Raw genomic sequence first — 21,901 nt, forward strand, 5'->3', positions numbered from 1 at the left:
ATAACCGTTTAAAGATAATTAAAACTAATCGGATGAGTTTATGCAATTTAATATAGATCGTAAAGCATATTTACATATTTACCTCATTGATATCTATTTATAATTTTTATAACGGGCTAGATATATTTCTCTTTATTTCATTCACTAAGCCTTTAAATGACACTTGTTTATTTTTATAAATTCAGACCAAAAAAAAATGCGACCCGAAGGCCGCATTTATTCATTTGTTTAGGCTAATTAATTACCATTGGTAACCTACACCCACACCACCAGAGTAGTGACCAGCACTGTTTGCAGTACCATTCACTTTAAGGATAACTTTACCGTTATCGCTTGCTCTTGAGTAACCTACCGCTACTGCAGATGCGCCACTATAAGCACCGCCTGCTACAGCAACCATTGATTTACCCGGAAGCATTACTTGTGGTAATGATGAAGCGGCCGCTGAGTTAGCACCGATACCACGAACACGTTTATCTAATTTAGATACACGGTTGTCGATGTTCGCTACGTTTTGTGCAACACCTCTTAACTGACGTACGTTTACAGCGTCGTTATCAGCTTTACCATCCGCTACGTTGTTAATACGTGTTTCAGATTTACCGTCTGCGCCCGTTACTTTGATTGCAGAACCGTGTTCATCTTGTACCGTACCAACTGTTGCAGTGTTACCGTCTTTGCCTACAGTTACTGTATCAAATGTTGGTGTTGCTGAAGTTGCAATTGCAATATTTGAACCATCTTGAGTAATCTCGATGTTATTGCCTGCTTTCACGCCCACTGTATCGCCCATCGCAACGTTAGATTTCGATGCGCCAGTTACTTTACCAGTTGATCCTTCAACTGTGCCAGCTTCAATGTTCCAACCTTTCGCAACGTTATTTTGTAAGTTCGTTACGTTTTGGTTAGTTGCATATAATTGGCTACCGTTTACAGCATCCGTACTTGTTGCACTTACTTCACCCGCTTTCACGTTAGTAACTTTGTTACCGCCGTTATTTAAACCATTGCTGGTTAAATTCACTAGTGAATCAGCGAAGCTTACGCCTTTCTCAGATACTTTCGTACCGCCGGCTGTTAAGCTACCGTCTTTGCCTAAATCAACATCCTTGTTTAAGCCCACTGTGAGTGAACCATTAGTTACGGTTGTAGTTACATTACCGTCACCTTTCACTTGGATTGTTTTACCAAGACTTTGTTTCACTTCAGTGCCATTGTCATCTGCTAAACCGAAGCCACCGCCTTGCTCTGCATCTGTTACGCCAGAGATAGCTGTTTGGAGGTCACCGATATTCGCAGCATTCTTCAATGTATCGCCTTTTGCATCTGCAAGTTTAGTACCACCTAAACCACTTTCTACATTAGTGATTTGTTTGTTACCTGCATTGATGCCGGCTTCTGCAGAGATTTTCACATCACCCGCCGTTAAGCCGTCTTTCGTTAATGATACTTTATCACCAACTTTCACACCTTCATTGTTCATGATAGTGTCGCCAGCTTTAATGCTACCGTCTTTACCTAAGTCAACATCTTTCGCTAAGCCAACAGTTACGTTTGTACCATCGTTATTAATTTCGATGTTCTTACCGTTTGCAAAGTTTACAGTGTCACCCGGTTTAACGTTAGTTGAAACATTACCGTTAGTTTGAATGTTCCAGCCTTTATTAGCCACTTCGCTTACTGCATATAATTGGCTACCGTTTACTGCATCAGTACTTGTTGCATTCACGTCACCAGCAGCTACGTTAATAACTTTGTTACCGCCGTTATCTAAGCCTTTAGTGGTTAAGCTTACTGTATTGCCGCCGTTTGCCGGAGTAATCGTTAAGCCGTTACCGTCAACTACTGACTTATCACCACCTACGTTAGTAAATGTTGCGCTCGTTAAATCCGTTAACGTTCTCGCCATCTTAATGATGAGTGCGCCATCTACGTTATCAACACGTAAGTTCTTATCAGTAACATCTGCCACAGTGCTTAAGTTACCTTTAATGGTTAACGTTTTGTTAAGCTCCTTAGTAATTACTTTACCGTCGTCACCTACGAATTTTAAGCCATCTTTAAGGGTTGCAACTTCTTCAGTCACTGTTTTACCGTCTGGAGTTTTAGTCTCATAAACGATACGTGTTTTGCCATCCTTGCCATCAACACCCGGTTCACCTTTAGCTAAAGTAATTGTACCGTTAGAACCGTCTTTACCGTTGATACCGATTGTGCCGTTTGCACCATCTAAACCAACACCGGTTTTACCGTCTTTACCGTTAACTGCAATTGCACCGTTGCCGTCTTTACCATTGATTGATACTGCATCTTTGCCATTTTCGCCTTTAATGCTGATACCATCTTTACCGCTGATAGAAACGCCATCTTTACCGTTTTCACCTTTAACAGTGATTACGCCAGGCTCTTTATCGTTACCTACTGTTACGTTGTTAGTTAAGCCGATTTGAAGTGCTTTCTTACCGTCTTTCTCAACAACTTCAGTTTTCACGCTACCGTCACCAATAACAGTAACTGTTTTGCCTAAATCCGCTTTAACGTTTCCACCTTTTTCATCAGTTAAACCAAAACCACCGGTTGTTGCGTTAGTTAAGTTATTTACTGAATCTTTTAAGTCACCTACGTTAACTGCGTTAGTTAAAACATCACCTGTTGCATTTGCAAGGTCAACTTTATCACCGTTACGGTTTACTAAGCCGCTTGTTACATTAGTAATTTGGTTATTACCGTTGTTTAAGCCCTTATCAGTTAAGCTTACTGTATTACCCGCATTTGGTGTAATGGTTAAGCCGTTACCGCCGATAGTTGTGTTGCTGTTACCAGATGTAAATGTTGCGTTCGTTAAATCCGTTAACGATTTCGCCATCTTGATAATTAGCGCACCATCTACGTTATCAACACGTAAGTTCTTATCAGTAACTGCTGCCGCTGCATCTAAGTTACCTTTAATAGTTAACGTTTGGTTAAGTTTCTTAGCAATCGGATTACCAGTATCGCCTACGAAGCTTAAACCGTCATTTAAGGTTGAAACGTTATGTTTAGTACCGTTTGCATCTGTATAAACGATTCGAGTCATACCGTCTTTACCATTTGCACCATCAGTACCGTCAACACCAACTGCACCTTTCTCTACAGTAATTGCACCGTTAGAACCGTCTTTACCGTTGATACCGATTGAACCGTCTTTACCGTTTAAAGTAACACCAGTTTTACCATCTGCACCTTTAACGCCGATTTCACCATCTTTACCGTCTTTACCACCAACTGTTAAGTTGTTGTTTAACGCGAAGGTTACGTTATTCGCATCTTTAGTGATAACGATGTTGCCATCTGTATTCGCTAAATCTACGGTTGCATTTGGAGTTACTGTAGTTTGGTTATTACCGTTGTTAACCGTTAATTTCCAACCTGCATTTGCAGTTGCATTTACACGCTCTAATTGGTCTTTATTCACAGCATCTTTGCCGTCTTTACCATCAGCAACGTTAGTAATACGACCACCTTCTTTAAATGATACGCCGTCTTTACCATCTGCACCTTTCAACGTTAAGCCGTTTTGACCATCTGCACCACGAGTGCCAACGATAGACATACCGTCTTTGCCGTCTTTCGCAAATTTAACTTCTGCATCCTTGCCGTCTTTACCGTCAACGATAATACCAGAGAAGGTTGGACGTTCTGCAATAACGATATTTAAACCTTTATCGCTTTCACGAACGCCTACGTTACGATCTGACGCAGCTGTTAGACCAGCTTCAGTGTTGATACCACCTTTAATCGCTAAAGTATCGTTTAGTTTCTTAGTAACGACTTTACCATCGTTACCAACGAAGTTTAAGCCATCGTTAAGTGTTGCTACTTCTTCTTTCTCACCGTTTGGTTTTTCGTAAACGATACGTGTTTTGCTTTCGCCGTTTACGCCATCGTTACCGTCAAGACCTTTAGCACCTTGAGCTACAGTAATATTTGCACTTGCATTTTTACCGTCTTTGCCCGGAGCGCCTGTTAAGCCGATAGAACCGTCTTTGCCGTTTAAAGTCACACCGGTCGTGCCGTCTTTACCTTTAACGCCAATAGAACCATCTTTGCCGTCCTTGCCATCTTTACCAGGGCCACCAACGGTTAAATCGCTGTTAAAGCCGAAGGTTACGTTATTACCATCCTTAGTAATAATGATGTTGCCATCTTTATTTGCTAAATCTACTGTCGCATTTGGCGTTACAGTTGATTCATTTGTACCATTATTAGTTAACTTCCAACCTGCTTTCGCTGTTGCATTAACTTTTTCTAATTGGTTTACATTTACGGCATCCGTACCGTTTAAGCCAGCTTTTACATTAGTAATTGTATTATTACCGTTGTTTAAGCCTTTACCTGTTAAGCTTACTGAATCACCTGCTTTAGGCGTAATCGTTACACCATTACCACCGATGATTGTGTTGTTGCCGGCAGCATCTGTAAAGTTAGCGCTTGTTAAATCCGTTAACACTTTCGCCATCTTAACGATCAATTGTTCGCCTTCATTATCAACACGTAAGTTCTTATCAGTTACTTCAGCAGTTGAAGTTAAGTTACCTTTAATTGCTAAGGTTTCGTTTAGTTTCTTAGCGATTGAAGTTCCTTTATCGCCTACAAAATGTAAGCCATCTTTAAGGGTCGCAACTTCTTCTTTATCGCCATTTGGTTTTTCGTAAACGATACGAGTTTTGCTTTCGCCGTCTTTACCATCGTTGCCATCAATGCCTTTCGCACCTTTTTCAACTTTGATAGACGCTTTACCTTCTGCACCATCTTTACCGTCTTTGCCGTTTACACCGTCAACGCCGTTAAATACGATTGCATCTTTAGTAATTGTTGTACCGTCTTTACCATCTGCGCCTTTAACACCGATAGTACCGTCTTTACCATCCTTACCGTTTACAACCACATCACCAGCTAATGCCACTTCTAATGATTTATCGGTTACATTTGAAGTAACAGTTACACCGTCTTTACCTTTAATTTGGATAGTCTTACCTAAGTCTTGTTTAACTTCAGTACCTTTATCATCTTTTAAGCCAAAGCCGTCTGTTGTAATGTTTTTAACGGTTTCTTTTAAGTCACCAACATTTACAGCATTTGTTGACGTTGCATTCGCGAGGTCTGTTTTGTTACCTGTTGCATCAGTTAAACCGCTTGTTACGTTAGTAATTTGGTTATTACCGTTGTTTAAACCTTTATCAGTTAAGCTAACTGTGTTTTCAGGTTTATCTGCAGAGATAGTTACACCATCTTTACCTACAACCGTTTTATCTGTTGCAGTATTACCAAATGTTGCAGTTGTTAAGTTAGCTAAGTTTTGTGCTAATTTCACAACTAATGCGCCATCTTGGCTATCCACACGCACATTCTCTGAACTTGCTGCAGCATCGTTTGCTAATGTACCTTTAACAGTTAATGTATCGTTAAGTTTCTTAGCAATCTTATCACCTTGGTTACCGATGAAGTTTAAGCCATCGTTAAGGGTTGCAACTTCTTCTTTAACTGGTTTACCGTTATCATCTTTAGTTTCATAAACGATACGAGTTTTGGTTTCACCTGGTTTGCCATCAAGACCTGGTTTACCGTCTGCAACGCTGATATTAGCGCTTGCACCGTCTTTACCATCAGTACCACGAGGGCCTGTTAAACCGATTGAACCGTCTTTACCGTTTAAAACAACCGATGAACCGTCTTTACCGTTAACACCGATTTGACCGTCAACACCATCTTTACCGTCTTTGCCATCTTTACCTACTGTGAGGTTGTTATTTAAAGCAAAAGTAACGTTGTTATCGGTTGTACCTTTAGTAATTACGATATTACCGTCTGTGTTATTTAAGCTTACGTTGCCTTTAGGACCAACATTCGTTGAATTTGCACCGTTAGCAGAAATATTCCAACCCGCGTTTGCTGTTGCATTTACACGCTCTAACTGGTTAACGTTTACTGCATCAGTACCGTTTTTACCTTCAGCAACATTAGTAATTGTGTTATTACCATTGTTTAAGCCTTTGTCGGTTAAGCTAACTTTATCACCAGTATTTGGAGTGATTGTTACGCCATTACCACCGATAGTTGTGTTGCTATCTGCAGATGTGAAAGTTGCGTTAGTTAAATCTGTTAACTCTTTCGCCATCTTGATGATTAATTCATCTTTCTCGTTATCAACACGTAAGTTCTTATCAGTTACGTTAGCATCTTTAGCTAAGTTACCTTTAACGGCTAAAGTGTCGTTTAGTTTCTTAGCGATCACTTCGCCTTTATCACCAACGAATTTTAAGCCATCGTTAAGAGTTGCAACTTCTTCAGTAGTTGTTTTACCGTCTTTAGTTGTTTCATAAACGATACGAGTTTTACCGTCCTTGCCATCAACGCCTGGTTGACCGTTTTTAACTGTAATCGAACCGTTTGCACCATCTTTGCCGTTTAAGCCGATTGTGCCGTCTTTACCGTTGATAGAAACACCGTCTTTACCGTTTTCACCTTTAACAGTGATTACACCAGGTTCTTGATCATTACCAACTGTTACCGTGCTATTTAAGCCGATTTGTAATGCTTTACCGTTGCCATCCGTAACAACTTGTGCATTCACACCATCTTTACCAGTAACTTTAATTGAAGTACCTAAATCCTGTTTAACTTCATTACCCGCAGAATCTTTAAGACCGAAACCACCGGTTGTTGCATTGGTTAAATCTTTAACCGTATTTTGTAAGTCACCAACGTTTACCGCATTTGTTAATGTTGTACCGTTAGCATCTTTTAATGCAACTTTAGTTTTACCATCGTTACCTACTAAACCGCTTGAAACGTTTGTAATAATGTTATTACCGTTGTTTAAGCCGTTTTCAGTTAGGCTAACTGTCTTAGCATCACCACCTGTTGTTGGTTTAATTGTCAAACCATCTTTGTTAATTACAAGTTGGTCATTTCCATCTTTACCAAATGTTGCTGTCGTTAAGTTAGTTAAGTTTTGTGCTAATTTAACGATTAAATCGCCGCCTACGTTATCAACACGGATATTTTCCGCTGTTGCCGCATCAGCATTAGCTAATTCACCTTTAATGGTTAAGGTTTCATTTAGTTTCTTAGCAACTGCACCGCCTGTATTTCCAACAAAGCTTAAGCCGTCATTTAACGTAGAAACGTTATGTTTAGTGCCGTTAGGATCTGTGTAAACGATACGCGTCATGCCATCTGTACCATTTGCACCGTCTTTACCATCAACACCAGCAGGACCTTTCGCTACAGTAATATTTGCTGTTGCAGATTTACCATCAGCACCTTTAGGACCTGTTAAGCCGATTGAACCGTCTTTACCGTTAAGAACAACTGCTGAACCGTCTTTACCGTTAACACCGATTGAACCGTCTTTGCCGTCTTTGCCGTCTTTACCACCAACTGTTAAGTTGCTGTTTAAAGCGAAAGTAACATTGTTGTTATCTTTAGTAATAACGATGTTGCCATCTTTATTTGCTAAATCTACCGTTGCTTTTGGTGCTACATTTGAGCTGCTTGTGCCATTAACTGTTAAGTTCCAACCTGCATTTGCTGTTGAGCTAACTTCTTTTAATTGGCTTACATTTACTGCATCTGTATCTGCTGTACCGTTAGCAACATTAGTGATGTTATTACCACCATTGTTTAAACCTTTATCGGTTAAGCTTACAGTCTTAGTAACATCCGCACCTTTAGGAGTAATAGTTACACCATTACCGTTAATAGTGGTATTTGCACCTGTCGCAGTAAAGTTAGCGCTGGTTAAATCCGTTAACTCTTTCGCTAATTTAACAACTAATTGGCCATTTGCTTCATTAGCTTCAACACCAATGTTCTTATCTGATAATTTCGCAGGATCTGCATTACCAACAACACTTAGTGTTTCACCTAATTTACGGTGTACTTTTGCACCTTTATTATCAGCACTGAAACTTAAACCTTTCTCAGTTAAGTTATTACCTAAGTTAGTAATATTCGTATTTAATTGATCGTGAGAAGACTGTAATTGATCTTCAGTAGCTGCACGACCGCTTACGATTTGACCCGGAGTAAAGGTTTTATTTGTTAAACCAGTTACCGTGCCATCTGTACCATTAATTGTTACCGCTTTATCGCCAGTACCAACTTTAACAGTATTGTTTAAGTCAAATGTTACATTGTTACCTTCTTTAGTAACTTTAATGTTGCCATCTTTATTATTTAAACGAACTGTTGCGTTTGGTGCGATATTAGAACCTTTAGCATCATCATTTACCGCTAAGTTCCAACCCGCTTTAGCTGTTGCGTTAACTTTCTCTAATTGGCTTACATTTACAGCATCTGTTGCATCTGTACCTGCAGAAACATTAGTAATCTTGTTATTACCGTTGTTTAAACCTTTATCAGTTAAGCTTACAGTCTTATCTGCACCACCGGCTGTAGTAATAGTTACACCTTTACCATCGATAACTGTGTTGCCATTATTACCTGCAGTTGTAAATGTCGCATTCGTTAACTCTTTTAACGTTTTCGCTAATTTAACTTCTAATTTACCTTCAGAACCAACTACACCAATATTTTTATCAGATAAGTTAGCTTCTTCAGCGCCACCAACAATGCTTAAAGTATCGCCTAAATTACGGTGAACGACTTCTTTATCATCACCAACAAAGTTTAAGCCTTTAGTTGTTAAGTCTTTGCTTGCATTAGTGATGTTTGTATTTAAGTCACCATGAACCTGTTTTAACTGATCTTCAGTTGCAGCTTGACCAGACACGATCTTAGTAGGATCAAAAGTCTTATTAGTTAAACCACCAACAGTACCATTTGTACCGTCAATTGTTACAGCGTTATTAGTACCAACTTTAACAGTGTTATTTAAACCAAATGTAACGTTGTTATCGCCAGCTTTCTTAGTAATAACAATGTTGTTATCCGTATTATTTAAGCTTACTGCATCGTTTGGTTTTACTACTGATTCTTCAGCGTTATTCGCTCGTAATTTCCAACCAGCATTTGCCGCTAAACTCACTTCGTTTAACTGATCAACGTTTACCGCATCAGTACCTTTTGTACCTCTAGCTACGTTAGTAATGTTATTACCACCGTTGTTTAAGCCATTATTGGTTAAACTAACTGTTTTAGCTGTATCACCGTTAGCTGGAGTAATAGTTACACCATTACCATTAATAACTGTGTTACCTTGACCGTTAGTAGTGAAGTTTGCACTTGTTAAATCATTTAACGTTTTCGCTAATTTAACTGTTAATGTGCCGTCTTTACCTTCAACACCAATATTGTTTTCAGATAAATCTGCTTTAGCACCACCAACAACACTTAACGTCGCACCTAAATCACGATGTACTACTTGACCGTTATCACCAACAAAGTTTAAGCCTTCTGCTGTTAACTTATCACCTAACTTAGTTACGTTTTGGTTAGTTTGGTGTAATTGGCTACCGTTTACTGCGTCTTTACTATCTGCTGAAACTTTTCCATCAGCAACATTAGTTACAACGTTATCACCCATATTAATGGTTGCACCTTTTTTCACGGTTAAACCATTATTTGCAGTCACATTGTCAAAAGTAACATCTTTCTGAGTTGCAATTTTTACAGAACCATCTTGTTCCGCAGTCACTGCAATATTATCGCCAGCAATAAAGTTAGCTACATTACTTGTTGGAGTAACATTTTTAGCTTTTTTACCACCTACTTGTAATTCCCAACCTGCTTGAACAGTAGTATTTAAGCTATTAATGCTATTTGTGTTGTTAGTTACATTTTGGTTTGTTGCATATAATTGGCTACCGTTTACAGCATCCTTACTGTTGGCACTAATCTCACCAGCTTCTACATTAGTGATTTTCTTATCACCTGCGTTGATACCATCTTTCTTAACTGATGGACCACCAGCAATCTCTAAGCCACCATTGTTAATGGTTGTATCACCAATTTTTACAGAACCTTGTTCACTAAGATCTAAAGTGTTATTTAAGTTAACTTTAAGTTTTTCGCCATCAATTGTAGTGTTAATGTTTTTATTACCACCAACAACCTCGATCTTCTCACCTAAATCTTTATTAACAGTTTTGTTATCTTCAGCTTGTAAACCAAAACCTTTTGCAATCTTATCTGCATTGTCTTTGATATCGTTCTTAACTTTATCATCTAGCTTAAATGTAACTTGACCATCTTTAGCTTCAGTAACGATTTCACCTGTAGTGCCTGCAAATTTAATTTCTTCACTTAATTTATTAGTACCGTTACCACTATCACCTGCATAGCTAACATTTGCATTTACTTTTAAATCATAAGATTTAGCTGGACCATTTTGGGTTTCAGCAATCGTCACAGAACCATCATTTGAGGTAACAATCGTACGAGCATCGTCAACATATTTTTTGTTTGCCGCATCAGTATCTGCTGTTGGGGTTGCAACATTTGTTACTCGGTTATTACCCATGTCTACTTTACCGCCATTTTTCACAGTAAAGTTATTTACATTGGTATCGCCTTCAACATTTAAGTTTTGTGTCTTAACATTATCGAAAGTCACATCTTTATCTGTTGCAATTACTACCGATTTATCTGTTGCAATTGAAACATTGATATTGTCACCAGCTTTAAAGTTAGCAACTTTATCTTTTGGTGTAACATCTTTAGCTTTATTACCTTCAACTTGTAATTCCCAACCTGCTTGAACAGTAGTATTTAAGTTGTTAATGCTATTTGTATTGTTAGTTACATTTTGGTTAGTTGCGTATAATTGGCTACCGTTTACAGCTTCCTTACTGTTTTCACTAACTTCACCAGCCTCTACGTTAGTAATTTTCTTACTGCCAGCATTAATACCAGTTTTAGTTACTGAAGGACCACCAGTAATCGTTAAACCATCTTGATCTACTTTAGTAGATCCAATTTTTACAGAACCTTTATCACCAAGATCTAAGGTGTTATTTAAATTAATCGCAAGTTTACCATCCGCCGTTACAGTGGTATTGATATTTTGGTTACCACCAACGACTTTAACTTTTTCACCTAGCTGTTTAGTAACGTTGTTACCATCTTGGGCTTCTAAGCCAAAGCCTTTAGCAATAGCTTCTGCATTTTTAGTGATGTTATTTGTGTTGTTAGTAATGTTTTGAGTATTTTTCGCAATATTATCCGCATTTTTAGTGATATTGTTTGCGTTATTCGTAATATTTTGCTTGTTGTCGGCAATATTGTTTGTATTAGTATTTACTTGATCTTTAAATTTCTGATCAATATCAACTTTTACACTACCATCAGTAACCGTTGTTGTTACATAATCTTGTGTACCAATAATATCAAAACGTTTATCTTTCTGATTTACTGTAATACCCGTAGCTTGATGTTGCGCATCTGTACCAACGGTAAACTCTTGCATCGCAGAATCAGCTTTTTTCAATGATTCTTTTGCTTTATCTGCTAAACCAACAGTTACCTTGCCATCTTCAGCTTTAGTAACAGTTTCATTTTCAACACCTGCAAATCTAATTGGATCACTTAATTTATTAGTGCCTTTACCACTATCACCTTCATAGCTAACATTTGCATTTACTTTTAAGTCGTAAACTGTAGCGCCATTAGTAGTTGAGTTTGTAATCGTTACAGAACCATCTGTTGATTTAACCTGTGTACGACCATCATCAACATATTTTTTATTTGCTGCATCAGTATCTGCTGTTGGAGCTGCAACATTTGTTACATTGTTGCCACCCATATCAACTTTACCGCCTTTTTCTACTGTAAAGTTGTTTACTTTTGTGTTACCAGTTGCCGTTAAGTCTTTTGTATTTACTGAATTAAATGTCACATCATCTTCAGTTTTAACTGTAATGTTTTTACCTTGCTGATCGATAGCAATATTTTTATCTGCTGTAAAAGTTACAGTTTCACCATTGATAACCTTAGCTGCAGTTGTATCACCGGTTTTACTACCTTCATTTGTTGCGCTAGTCGCTACATTCCAACCTTTTTCGATTTCAGTTGCTAATGCATATAATTGGCTACCGTTAATTGCGTCTGTTGAATTAGCTAATACACGACCAGCACCTAAGTCTGTAATTGTACGAACAACTGTACCTGAACGAGCTTGATCTTTATCATAACCACTACCAACACTCACAGTACCTTGTGCTTGACCTCCTGCAAACTTATAAGTTTTGCCATTGATTTGCATATCGGCGCTACCACCGATTTCATCAGCAAAAGAATCAGCACCTAATGAAACTGAATTTGCAACAGTTACTGTTGCATTAGCACCTAAAGCTAAAGAATGATTTGCTTTTGCTTTAGCTTCTTCACCAATCGCCATTGAGCGGTTATGAGTTGCTGTTGAGTTTGTACCGATTGTTACAACACGATCATGTGCTGCATTTGAATTGGTACCAATTGCAACTGATTGATTCCCTACAGAAGTAGCATTAAACGCAAATGCAACTGATTCTTCACCTCTTGCAGTTGCATTATTACCAAATGCAACAGCCTTATCTTTTAATGCTTTTGAATCATTACCAAATGCAATTGCTTCATTAGCTGATACAGCTGCTACCGTATCTTTATGCCCAAAGATATCAACAGAATCTGTAAAAGTCCCTGTTCTAGCTCCAGAACCTACTGCAAATGAATCATTACCATTGGTCTTCGCTCCAGAACCTAAAGCCATTGAGCGATTACCATAAGTTTCTGTACTATTTACACCATCATAAGCTGTACGGAATGCTTCATCAGTAGTACCTTTTGTTGTTTTAGGATCTACACTACCAATTGCAATAGATTGAGAACCATGTGCTGTTGCTGATGCACCTAATGCAACACTTGCTTCACCTTTTGCATAAGAAACCGAACCAATTGCTGTAGAGTAATTACCTGTTGCTGCGGATTGACGCATCATCGCAAGAGAGTTAAAGCCTGATGCATTAGCTGCTGTACCAATAGCAACAGCGCCCACATCGCGAGAAGTTGCTTGAACACCTAATGAAACAGATAACCCCCCTGTAGCTTCAGAAAAATCACCAATCGCAATACCATTTGAACCACCTTTACCAGTAGTTGCAATAGCATTGGTGTTACACCCAATAGCAATACCGTGAGCATACTTTGTTGAACTATAAAGATCCGAAGAGCGCTCACCAGGGTTACCAGGGTTATAATAGTTATATGCTCGGGTACCTTCATCAGTTGTAGTATGATGATAATATGGGCTACTAACTACTGTTGATGCATTAGCCTTAGCACTATTATCAGTACTTATAACGCCATTTTCCACATGACTAATAGCCACAATCGCATTTGCTTCCATTGGGGCAAATGAACCGATTGCTATGGTACCGACGGCGGCGACTTGAAGAGCGGCAGCAACAGCGACAGCTGTTGTTTTATTTGAAACGTCTTTGACGTCCGAGACAGTAGAGGCAGCCTTGCCTTTACTACGGGCGAGTTCAGACACGACAACGAGAGAGTTCGTTACCGTGCTCCAAACCACTTTATAAATGTGGTTCATACAATACTCCTAAATTTAATATACATCATTCCAAAATAATGAAAGTACAATCCATCACTTTCATTAATTTCTTTTCAATCTTCATGATTAAAAAAGAAAATTTATGATTCTTACACTCATAAGAATAAATCGTATTATATATCTGTTGAATAAAAACACAAATTAATTCCACACTAGAAATCAGACCAGAATCGATATTTACACTAACGTAAACCGTTCAATAAGAAATGACAATCAACCTGATAGGCAATAACTCTGCAAACGTTTACCAAACATAAATAAATCAAGGAGTTACACATCAAAACAAAGCTTGAAATCTATAAATAAAGCCTAAACAATAAGCAATAAAAACAACATATCCGACCAAAAAAAACATATTTTTCTGATGAAAAAACCATCTAAATACTCAATTAAATTATTCATTAAAATTTATTTAAAAAATAATTGAACTTATTAAAAAACTAAAAATCTAATAAAATTCTGTGGTACACAACGATTTATTTTTAATCATAAAATAAATAAAAAGCGAGCAACTCTGATTAAAAAATAGAGCAATATTGCTCAAAAACAAACGTACGCAAACGTTAAACTAAATTTTTTGTTATTAAGTACTTAAAAATCAGAGATATTCTCTTCTTATCCCCTCTCTTCTTTTATAATTTCTCCGATTGGTTAGTTTATCTGAAATTTGCATAAACTTTACGAATATAGTTTCTCTCTTCCTTTACCTCTCTCTTTCTGTTAACTCAACCAAGTTGAAAATTTAAGACATCCAAAGAGCGCTCCTCGGATAAAAAATTTTTCAGTTAAAATAAAGAAATAGGGGAAAATGCTTTAATGGCTCAAAACATCATAAACAGTTCATATTTAAAGGAGGTCTCTCATTTTACTAAAGAGAATGTAGAGCTAAGGCTATGAGAAGATGGGCAATTTATATAGGCCAAAGAGATTGCAAAATTTTTGCGAAATTTGACCGCTTGTAATAAAAAGAAAGCCCTAACGAAAAGTTAGGGCTTGTTGATATATTGCAGTAGAACTAGCTAGCGATAGTGAGCTGCCCTGCATATAGAATGAAGTAACGTAAGCAAAGCACGCCAATCAAATCCAGAATAGAGATTAAGACGATAAACTTCACGTTATGTTTTAATTTATGACTCCCGAAGATATTTGCTACTAATGGAATTAAAATACCGATAAACAGTACGCCAATCCAGAAGATTGCGCCCCAGAAGCCGGATAAAGCATTATGTAATGCTAATTGTTTATCCGCGCCACCAAAGTGTAAGCCAACAAAGAACGCCACTAATAAGCCTAATTCGGTAACCATAATCGGTACTTCGAATTTATGGATAAAGTGAACTTCTTTGCTTTCGCCGGATAATTTACCCGCAAGTAAAATGACGAGGAACGTCGCCGCAATACCGGAAGATGTACCTGATGCTAAAAAGAGCGCCGGTAATACCGGGTTATTCAGCATCGGATAACTGATTAAGGCTGAAAGTAAGAAGCCGGTATAAGCACCTAGCACAGCAGCAAAGACGAAGAGGATAAACTCAACCGCTTTTAAACCTTTGCTTTCAACAACATCAATCCAATTTAAAATAAATTTAAATGCCGGTAAATAACGATTTACTAACACTGCCACCCAATCTTTGAACATAATGGCGATCCAAACAACCAATACGGCCATATAAAGTTGGAACAACATTACACCCATCGACATTACAGAGGTGAAGTTATAGTTAAACATTAACTTCCAGAATGTCCACGGTTTAGTTAGGTGAAAAATAAGTAAAGTTAAACCGATTAGAGTTGGAACCGTCCCTAAAATAGCGGCACTACGGATTACCCAGTTTTCGCTATTTTTTTCGATTTTATTACCGCTATTACGGTAAGCGATCGCTAACTGCACCGCACCTGATGAAATACCTAATAAAAAGAGGTAAATCGCAATGGTGCTGTCCCACACTAAATTCGGGGTTTGGAATGGAATATAGTCGTTCATTATCTATGTTCCCCCTTGCCAAATGGAATGTGGTATAAGTTCGGCTCTGTACCTAAAGCTACTTTGGTACGATACACTGGGTTCTCATGTACTTTTTTGTACACTTCGCTATTGCGATCGTTCATATCACCGAAAGTTAATGCTTTAGTCGGACAAGCTTCTACACAAGCAGGTTGTTTGCCTTCCGCAAGATTGGTATCACGACAGAAGTTACATTTATCTGCTGATTTTTTCTCCGGATGAATAAAACGTACACGGTATGGACAAACTGCAATACAGTATTGGCAACCGACACATAAGTCTGAATGTACGTCAACAATGCCGGTTTCCGGATCAACAAATGATGCGCCGGTCGGACAAACCGCAACACAAGGTGCGTTTGTACAATGTTGGCAAGATTGACGGAAAAATTCATACTCTACGTTAGGGAATTCACCATACGGCTCGCTACGGATAATTTCTAAACGAGAAACACCTTCCGGCACTTTATTCGTTGTACGGCACGCGTCCATACAAGCGGTACAACCGATACAAGAGGTTTCATCGTGCACCATCGCATAGCGAATTTTTTTCTCTTCTTTCTCAGTAGCAAGAGTTACTGAGGTAGCAAGCCCGGTGCTTGCTACGACAGCGATAGCACCTGCCCCTGAGACGAAGTCTCTACGGGTGCAAGTCATTATTTATTTTCCTTTGCTTTGAGTGAGTCCATTTCAGGCGTTTTAAATTCGCCTGCATGGATTTTCGTATGACAATCTGTACAAAGTTTAATACGTTGTTTTTCAGGAATGTCTTTCATCGGCTCTTTTTCCGGGTGAAGTTCATGACAGTTAGTACATGAGATTTTCGTTGCATGAGTATCATGCGCCCAGAATTTTTCACGTAATTTATCCGCCGTATGACAAGCTACACACACTTGGTTTTGTTCGTTCACCGAACGCTCAAGTGAAGGATTACTTGCTTTACCGTGCGGATTAAAACGCATTACGTCTTTTACACCTTTACGGTGGTTTTCAGAAATATTACCGTGGCAGCTTACACAAGTGATTTGTTCACCGCTATTTGGGCTTTTCACATCTTTTTGGAAGTGTTTGCCCGCATGGTGAAACGGCTTACCGGTTGCATTTGCAGATTCATGGCATTGCACACAATATTTGTTCGGATCACGACGTGCATCTTCTGCAATTTGTGCATCACTTGCTTGCTCTGTCCAAAGTGGTTTCGGTTGTTGCGGCATATCCGCTTGGGAAGCGGTTGAAATTGCAAAGAAACTTGCAAAAGCGACCGCTTGGAGGGCGATTGCTCGCCCTGCTTTTGAGATAATGTTTTTCATAATTTCACCTCAAGCTTCTATTATTTCGCTTCTGCTTTTGGTGCTGCAACTGCTTTTGGTTCTTCTACTGCAGGTAATAAGCCTTTTTTACGAGCTTCCGCATCCCATTGTGGAACCACTGTACGTAAGAATTCTGCTTTGTCTGCTTCTAATTTTGGCATATTCAAGCCAATCGCTTTTTGTGCTTTTTCTCTCGTAGAAATATCTGGAATAGCAACCGGTGTTGTTACGCCATGTTTCGCTAATACTACACCGAGTTTCGCACGTGCATCTGCTGCGCGGTCAATACCTGTTGCAATCACATGTAACATTGCATCCGGAGCGTGCATATGGCTACCGTGACCAGCTGCTGAATAATCCCAACGCCATTGTGCATGACGAATTGCTGTTAAGATATCTTTCATCTCTTCTTGTGTTGCACCAGCATCCCAAGCGGCTTTCGCTTCAAAATGCGCTTTCACTAATTGATCTTCTAAACGAATCATTGCTTCTTTCACTTGATGTTTATGTTCTTTCACACGTTTCTCAAGTGTTTCTTTACTTTGTTCGTGACAAGTTTTACACGTTACGTCAAATTGATCGAACGGGTTACCGATTTTGTGATCCGTATAAACTTTGCCGTCTTTATCTTTCACTTTCGGCATATGACAGTCGATACAAGTTACACCATTTTTACCATGTACACCTTGAGACCAAACTTCAAAATCCGGATGTTGTGCTTTTAACATAGGTGCTTTAGATAAAGCATGCGTCCAGTCAGCGAATTCAATTTCATCATAGTATTTCTCAATACTAGCGACATCTACGCCTTTATCCCATGGGAAAGTTACGTCTGTTTTACCTTTGAAGTAATACTCAACGTGACAGTTCGCACATACCGCAACACGTTTACCATGTTTATCTAAGTCTTCAAATTTCCAACCTACCGTTTCTAACGCACGTAATACATGTGGACGAGCAACACGTAATGCTGGTTTGCCTTCTTCAAACTCTTTAGATTTTGTGTCATGACAGTCTGCACAACCGATTGAGTTTACGATTTCAGCACCGTATTTTGCCCATTTAGGATCAAAATAACCACGTTCACCTTTTTCTTCGATTAAGCGAGGCACATCTGGACCTTTACATGTCCAGCAAGCCATTGGCTGAGGACCATCATTTTCATCTTTCGGCGCACCAGTACGTAAAATTTCACGTACGTCTGTTACAGCATAATAGTGACCACGAGGTTTGTTATACTCTGCGGAGAATAAATAACCAGCCCATAACACAACATAACGAGGATCTGCTTCTAATGCACTACCACGGTCGGTTGATTCGGAAGTGGCTTTCCATGAGTTATATTGAAGCGGATATTTTTCAGCAAATTTATGGTTTGCTGACTCAACTACCACACCTAATTTTTCATGTTTTAAAGCTTTATCGGTTAAAGACGGTGATTTTGCTTCCTCCGCCCATGCTGACGATGATAAACATCCCAACATTGCAATGGTTGCCATTGCTAATTTTTTAGTTAAACGTTTCACGTTGTGTCCCCCACAAAATGCTGATAGAAATGAGAATTTTTCTTATTAAAAACAATAAGATAAACATTGCGTTTCACGCGTGAGCATAGAATAAAATAGATAATATTTACTAGGTGAATCTTAACTTTTATTGAAATAAATCAACAAAAAAATCACAAATACTCCTTAAGAGGTATGTGTTTTTCGCTTACCTAACCATCCCTTTTTATGATTTGCTGTAATAAAAGAAATATAAATCAGACTGGGGTTAAATTGACTTTTTTAGAATTGTTCTTAAAATAAACAATAACCAACTAAAAAAGTAGGATTTATTTATCTTGCAGGAGTAATCATGAAAATCGCCGTTTACAGCACTAAAAATTACGATCGTAAATATCTCGAATTAGCCAATCAACCATATGGCTTTCAGCTTGAATTCTTTGACTTTATGTTAAGTGAACGCACCGCCAAAATGGCGGAAGGTTGCCAAGCTGTGTGTATTTTCGTAAATGATGATGCGAGCGCTAATGTCTTGGAATCACTGGCTAAAGTCGGTGTAAAAATTGTGGCGCTACGCTGCGCCGGTTTTAACAATGTTGATTTAAAAGCAGCTCAAAAACTGGGATTACAAGTCGTGCGAGTACCGGCTTATTCGCCGGAAGCGGTTGCCGAGCACGCAGTTGCCTTAATGCTAAGTTTAAACCGCCGTATCCACCGTGCTTATCAACGCACACGAGATGCGAATTTCTCTTTAGAGGGCTTAATTGGCTTTAATATGCATGGTAAGACAGTCGGCATTATTGGTACCGGCAAAATTGGGTTGGCAACAATGCGGATACTAAAAGGCTTCGGTATGGAGATCTTAGCATTCGATCCGTTTAAAAATCCTGCTGCCGAAGCGATCGGCGCCAAATATGTTGAACTTGATGAGCTGTATGCGAAATCTCACATTATCAGTTTGCACTGCCCGGCGACACCGGAAAATTATCATTTATTAAATAAGCAGGCTTTTGACAAAATGCGAGACGGTGTGATGATTATTAATACCAGCCGTGGTGGGTTAATTGATTCTTCTGCGGCAATTGAGGCCTTAAAGCAACAACGTATCGGAGCATTAGGTATGGATGTTTATGAAAATGAACGTGATTTATTCTTCGAAGATAAATCGAACGATGTCATTTTAGATGATGTTTTCCGCCGTTTGTCTTCTTGCCATAACGTACTATTTACCGGACACCAAGCATTTTTGACGGCTGAAGCGTTAACCAATATTTCAGAAGTCACGCTAAGTAATATTCAACATATTCATAATAATGAAGCGTGTCCAAATCTAGTATTAGCATCTTAACCCCAACAAGCGGTCAATTTTGCGTATTTTTTTGCAAATTTTACGCCAAAATTGACCGTTTTCTTTCCATATCCGCTTTATCTTGTTGAATTTCCCACATTTTTGCTGATTACGGGTTTAAAAATCCTTAAATCTATGTTATCAATAACGCCTTTAATTTTATAAATTTAATTAAATAATTATAACTAGGACACAACAAAAATGAACGGTGCAAATTTAGTCATTGAAAGTCTAAAAGCACAGGGCGTGACTACACTATTCGGTTATCCGGGCGGTGCGATTATGCCTACTTACGATGCGCTTTACGACTCAGGTTTAGATCATTTATTAGTTCGCAATGAACAAGGTGCGGCAATGGCTGCCATTGGATATGCGCGTGCAACGGGTAAAGTGGGTGTTTGTATCGCGACATCTGGTCCCGGAGCAACTAACCTAATTACCGGCTTGGGTGATGCGGCATTAGATTCAATTCCGGTGGTGGCGATTACCGGTCAAGTTGCTTCACATTTAATCGGTACGGATGCTTTCCAAGAAGCGGATGTATTAGGTCTGTCACTCGCTTGTACCAAACATAGTTTCATCGTTCAAAATGTAGAAGAATTACCTGAAATTATCGCACGAGCATTCCAAATCGCACAAAGCAGTCGCCCAGGCCCCGTGTTAGTCGATATTCCTCGTGATGTGCAATTAGCTCCAACGTCAGGCAAACCGATCGTATATGCGAAAGAAGAGCCAACCGCTCAAAATGCGGAAAACCTTGCCCAAGCCAAAGCGCTTATCGCTCAAGCTAAACGTCCAGTATTATATGTCGGTGGTGGTGTCGGCATGGCAGGCGGCGTACAAGCGGTCAGAAATTTCTTAAAAATTACCAATATGCCCTCTGTTTCCACCTTAAAAGGTTTAGGCACTATCGAAGCGGATGCGCCGCTTTATATGGGAATGATTGGTATGCACGGTACCAAAGCGGCAAACTATGCGGTACAAGAATGTGATCTGCTGATTGCTTGCGGTGCACGTTTTGATGACCGAGTAACCGGTAAACTTGATACCTTCGCACCACACGCCAAAGTAATTCATATCGATATTGATAGTGCTGAAATTAACAAATTACGCAAAGTACAGGTTGCATTACAAGGCGATTTGATTGAAGCGGTAAATGCTTTAGCGCAACCGTTAAATATCGATCCTTGGCGTGAAGATGTTAAACGCTTAAAAGCAGACTTAGATTTCCAATATGTCGATAATGCAGGTGAAGGCGATATTGATGCTAAGGCATTGCTAAACACGCTTTCACAGCGTAAACCGAAAAATGCGATTATCACCACGGATGTAGGTCAACACCAAATGTGGTCTGCGCAACATTTACAGCATTTTGCGCCGGAAAATTTCATTACCTCGGCAGGCTTCGGTACAATGGGCTTCGGCTTACCGGCGGCAGTCGGTGCGGTAAAAGCTCGTCCGCATGATCCGGTGATTTTAGTTACCGGTGACGGCTCGATTATGATGAATATTCAGGAATTCGGTTCTATCAAACGTGATAATTTGCCAGTCAAAATCTTATTACTGGATAACCAACGTTTAGGTATGGTACGCCAATGGCAATCGCTCTTCTTCCACGGTCGTCACAGTAACACGATTTTAGACGATAACCCTGATTTTGTAGTGCTTGCTTCAGCATTCGGCATTAAAGGCGAACGTATTGAGAAAGCTAGTGAGGTATCTGATGCGTTAGGCCGTTTACTAAATGCGGAAGGTGCTTACTTATTACACGTTTGTATTCCGGAAGAAGATAACGTATGGCCGCTTGTGCCGCCGGGTGCGTGTAACGCAGATATGCTAGATGATGAAGTTTAAGGGTTGAGGAGAATAATGATGCAACGTTACGATTTAACTATTAAAGCGAATAGGCGTCCCGAAACACTTGAGCGCATTTTTCGAGTGATTCGCCACCGAGGTTTTGAAGTTCTGAATCTGCAAGCGGTCAATTCCGGCGAAGAAATTGCAATTCAGCTCACGCTCCAAAGCCAACGTGATATTTCGTTACTTACCGCACAACTTGAAAAATTATTTGATGTCTTAGCGGTGAGCTAACCAATCAAAGATAGCGTCAAAGCGAAATACTGTATAAAATAAAAGACTGTTTGGCGAAGCAATGTTGTTTCGCCCATTTAACCAACCATTTATT

At 39.1% G+C, this 21,901-nt stretch carries 8 protein-coding genes; 3 read left to right on the forward strand and 5 right to left on the reverse strand.

All coding sequences use genetic code 11. From position 1 onward, the window contains the following. Positions 1-241: 241 nt before the first annotated feature. From ASU1_RS06780 to nrfA, 5 genes are all read right to left on the reverse strand, one after another. Positions 242-13,528, reverse strand: coding sequence for a YadA-like family protein (locus ASU1_RS06780; RefSeq protein WP_039195278.1), 13,287 nt, complete (start codon positions 13,526-13,528; stop codon positions 242-244). Between the two features lie 1,036 nt (positions 13,529-14,564). Beyond that, positions 14,565-15,533 (reverse strand): cytochrome c nitrite reductase subunit NrfD, encoded by a 969-nt coding sequence (gene nrfD, locus ASU1_RS06785; RefSeq protein ID WP_014992035.1) that lies wholly within the window; start codon positions 15,531-15,533, stop codon positions 14,565-14,567. Then, positions 15,533-16,210, reverse strand: a complete 678-nt coding sequence (nrfC, locus tag ASU1_RS06790; RefSeq protein WP_014992036.1) for a cytochrome c nitrite reductase Fe-S protein — start codon at positions 16,208-16,210, stop codon at positions 15,533-15,535. The genes nrfD and nrfC overlap by 1 nt, the downstream gene beginning before the upstream one ends. Further along, positions 16,210-16,863, reverse strand: a complete 654-nt coding sequence (gene nrfB, locus ASU1_RS06795) for a cytochrome c nitrite reductase pentaheme subunit (protein WP_014992037.1) — start codon at positions 16,861-16,863, stop codon at positions 16,210-16,212. The genes nrfC and nrfB overlap by 1 nt, the downstream gene beginning before the upstream one ends. A 20-nt stretch (positions 16,864-16,883) precedes the next feature. Further along, complete coding sequence (gene nrfA / locus ASU1_RS06800) at positions 16,884-18,389, reverse strand: ammonia-forming nitrite reductase cytochrome c552 subunit (protein ID WP_014992038.1); 1,506 nt, start codon at positions 18,387-18,389, stop codon at positions 16,884-16,886. A 331-nt stretch (positions 18,390-18,720) separates the two neighbouring features. Between nrfA and ASU1_RS06805 the strand changes: the two genes are divergently transcribed. From ASU1_RS06805 to ilvM, 3 genes are all read left to right on the forward strand, one after another. Next, the gene (locus tag ASU1_RS06805) at positions 18,721-19,716 is read left to right on the forward strand and encodes a 2-hydroxyacid dehydrogenase (protein ID WP_014992039.1); all 996 of its coding nucleotides are present in this window, start codon (positions 18,721-18,723) and stop codon (positions 19,714-19,716) included. 201 nt (positions 19,717-19,917) lie between these two features. Beyond that, the gene (ilvG, locus tag ASU1_RS06810) at positions 19,918-21,570 is read left to right on the forward strand and encodes an acetolactate synthase 2 catalytic subunit (RefSeq protein WP_014992040.1); all 1,653 of its coding nucleotides are present in this window, start codon (positions 19,918-19,920) and stop codon (positions 21,568-21,570) included. An 18-nt stretch (positions 21,571-21,588) separates the two neighbouring features. After that, the gene (gene ilvM / locus ASU1_RS06815) at positions 21,589-21,807 is read left to right on the forward strand and encodes an acetolactate synthase 2 small subunit (RefSeq protein ID WP_014992041.1); all 219 of its coding nucleotides are present in this window, start codon (positions 21,589-21,591) and stop codon (positions 21,805-21,807) included. The last annotated feature ends 94 nt before the right edge of the window (positions 21,808-21,901 follow it).

It is taken from the genome of Actinobacillus suis ATCC 33415, assembly GCF_000739435.1.
Lineage (GTDB): Bacteria > Pseudomonadota > Gammaproteobacteria > Enterobacterales > Pasteurellaceae > Actinobacillus > Actinobacillus suis.

Coding starts and splice junctions, on each gene's coding strand:
- ASU1_RS06780 (WP_039195278.1), bottom strand. CDS start 13,528: ATGAACCACATTTATAAAGTGGTTTGGAGCACGGTAACGAACTCTCTC.
- nrfD (WP_014992035.1), bottom strand. CDS start 15,533: ATGAACGACTATATTCCATTCCAAACCCCGAATTTAGTGTGGGACAGC.
- nrfC (WP_014992036.1), bottom strand. CDS start 16,210: ATGACTTGCACCCGTAGAGACTTCGTCTCAGGGGCAGGTGCTATCGCT.
- nrfB (WP_014992037.1), bottom strand. CDS start 16,863: ATGAAAAACATTATCTCAAAAGCAGGGCGAGCAATCGCCCTCCAAGCG.
- ASU1_RS06805 (WP_014992039.1), top strand. CDS start 18,721: ATGAAAATCGCCGTTTACAGCACTAAAAATTACGATCGTAAATATCTC.
- ilvG (WP_014992040.1), top strand. CDS start 19,918: ATGAACGGTGCAAATTTAGTCATTGAAAGTCTAAAAGCACAGGGCGTG.
- ilvM (WP_014992041.1), top strand. CDS start 21,589: ATGCAACGTTACGATTTAACTATTAAAGCGAATAGGCGTCCCGAAACA.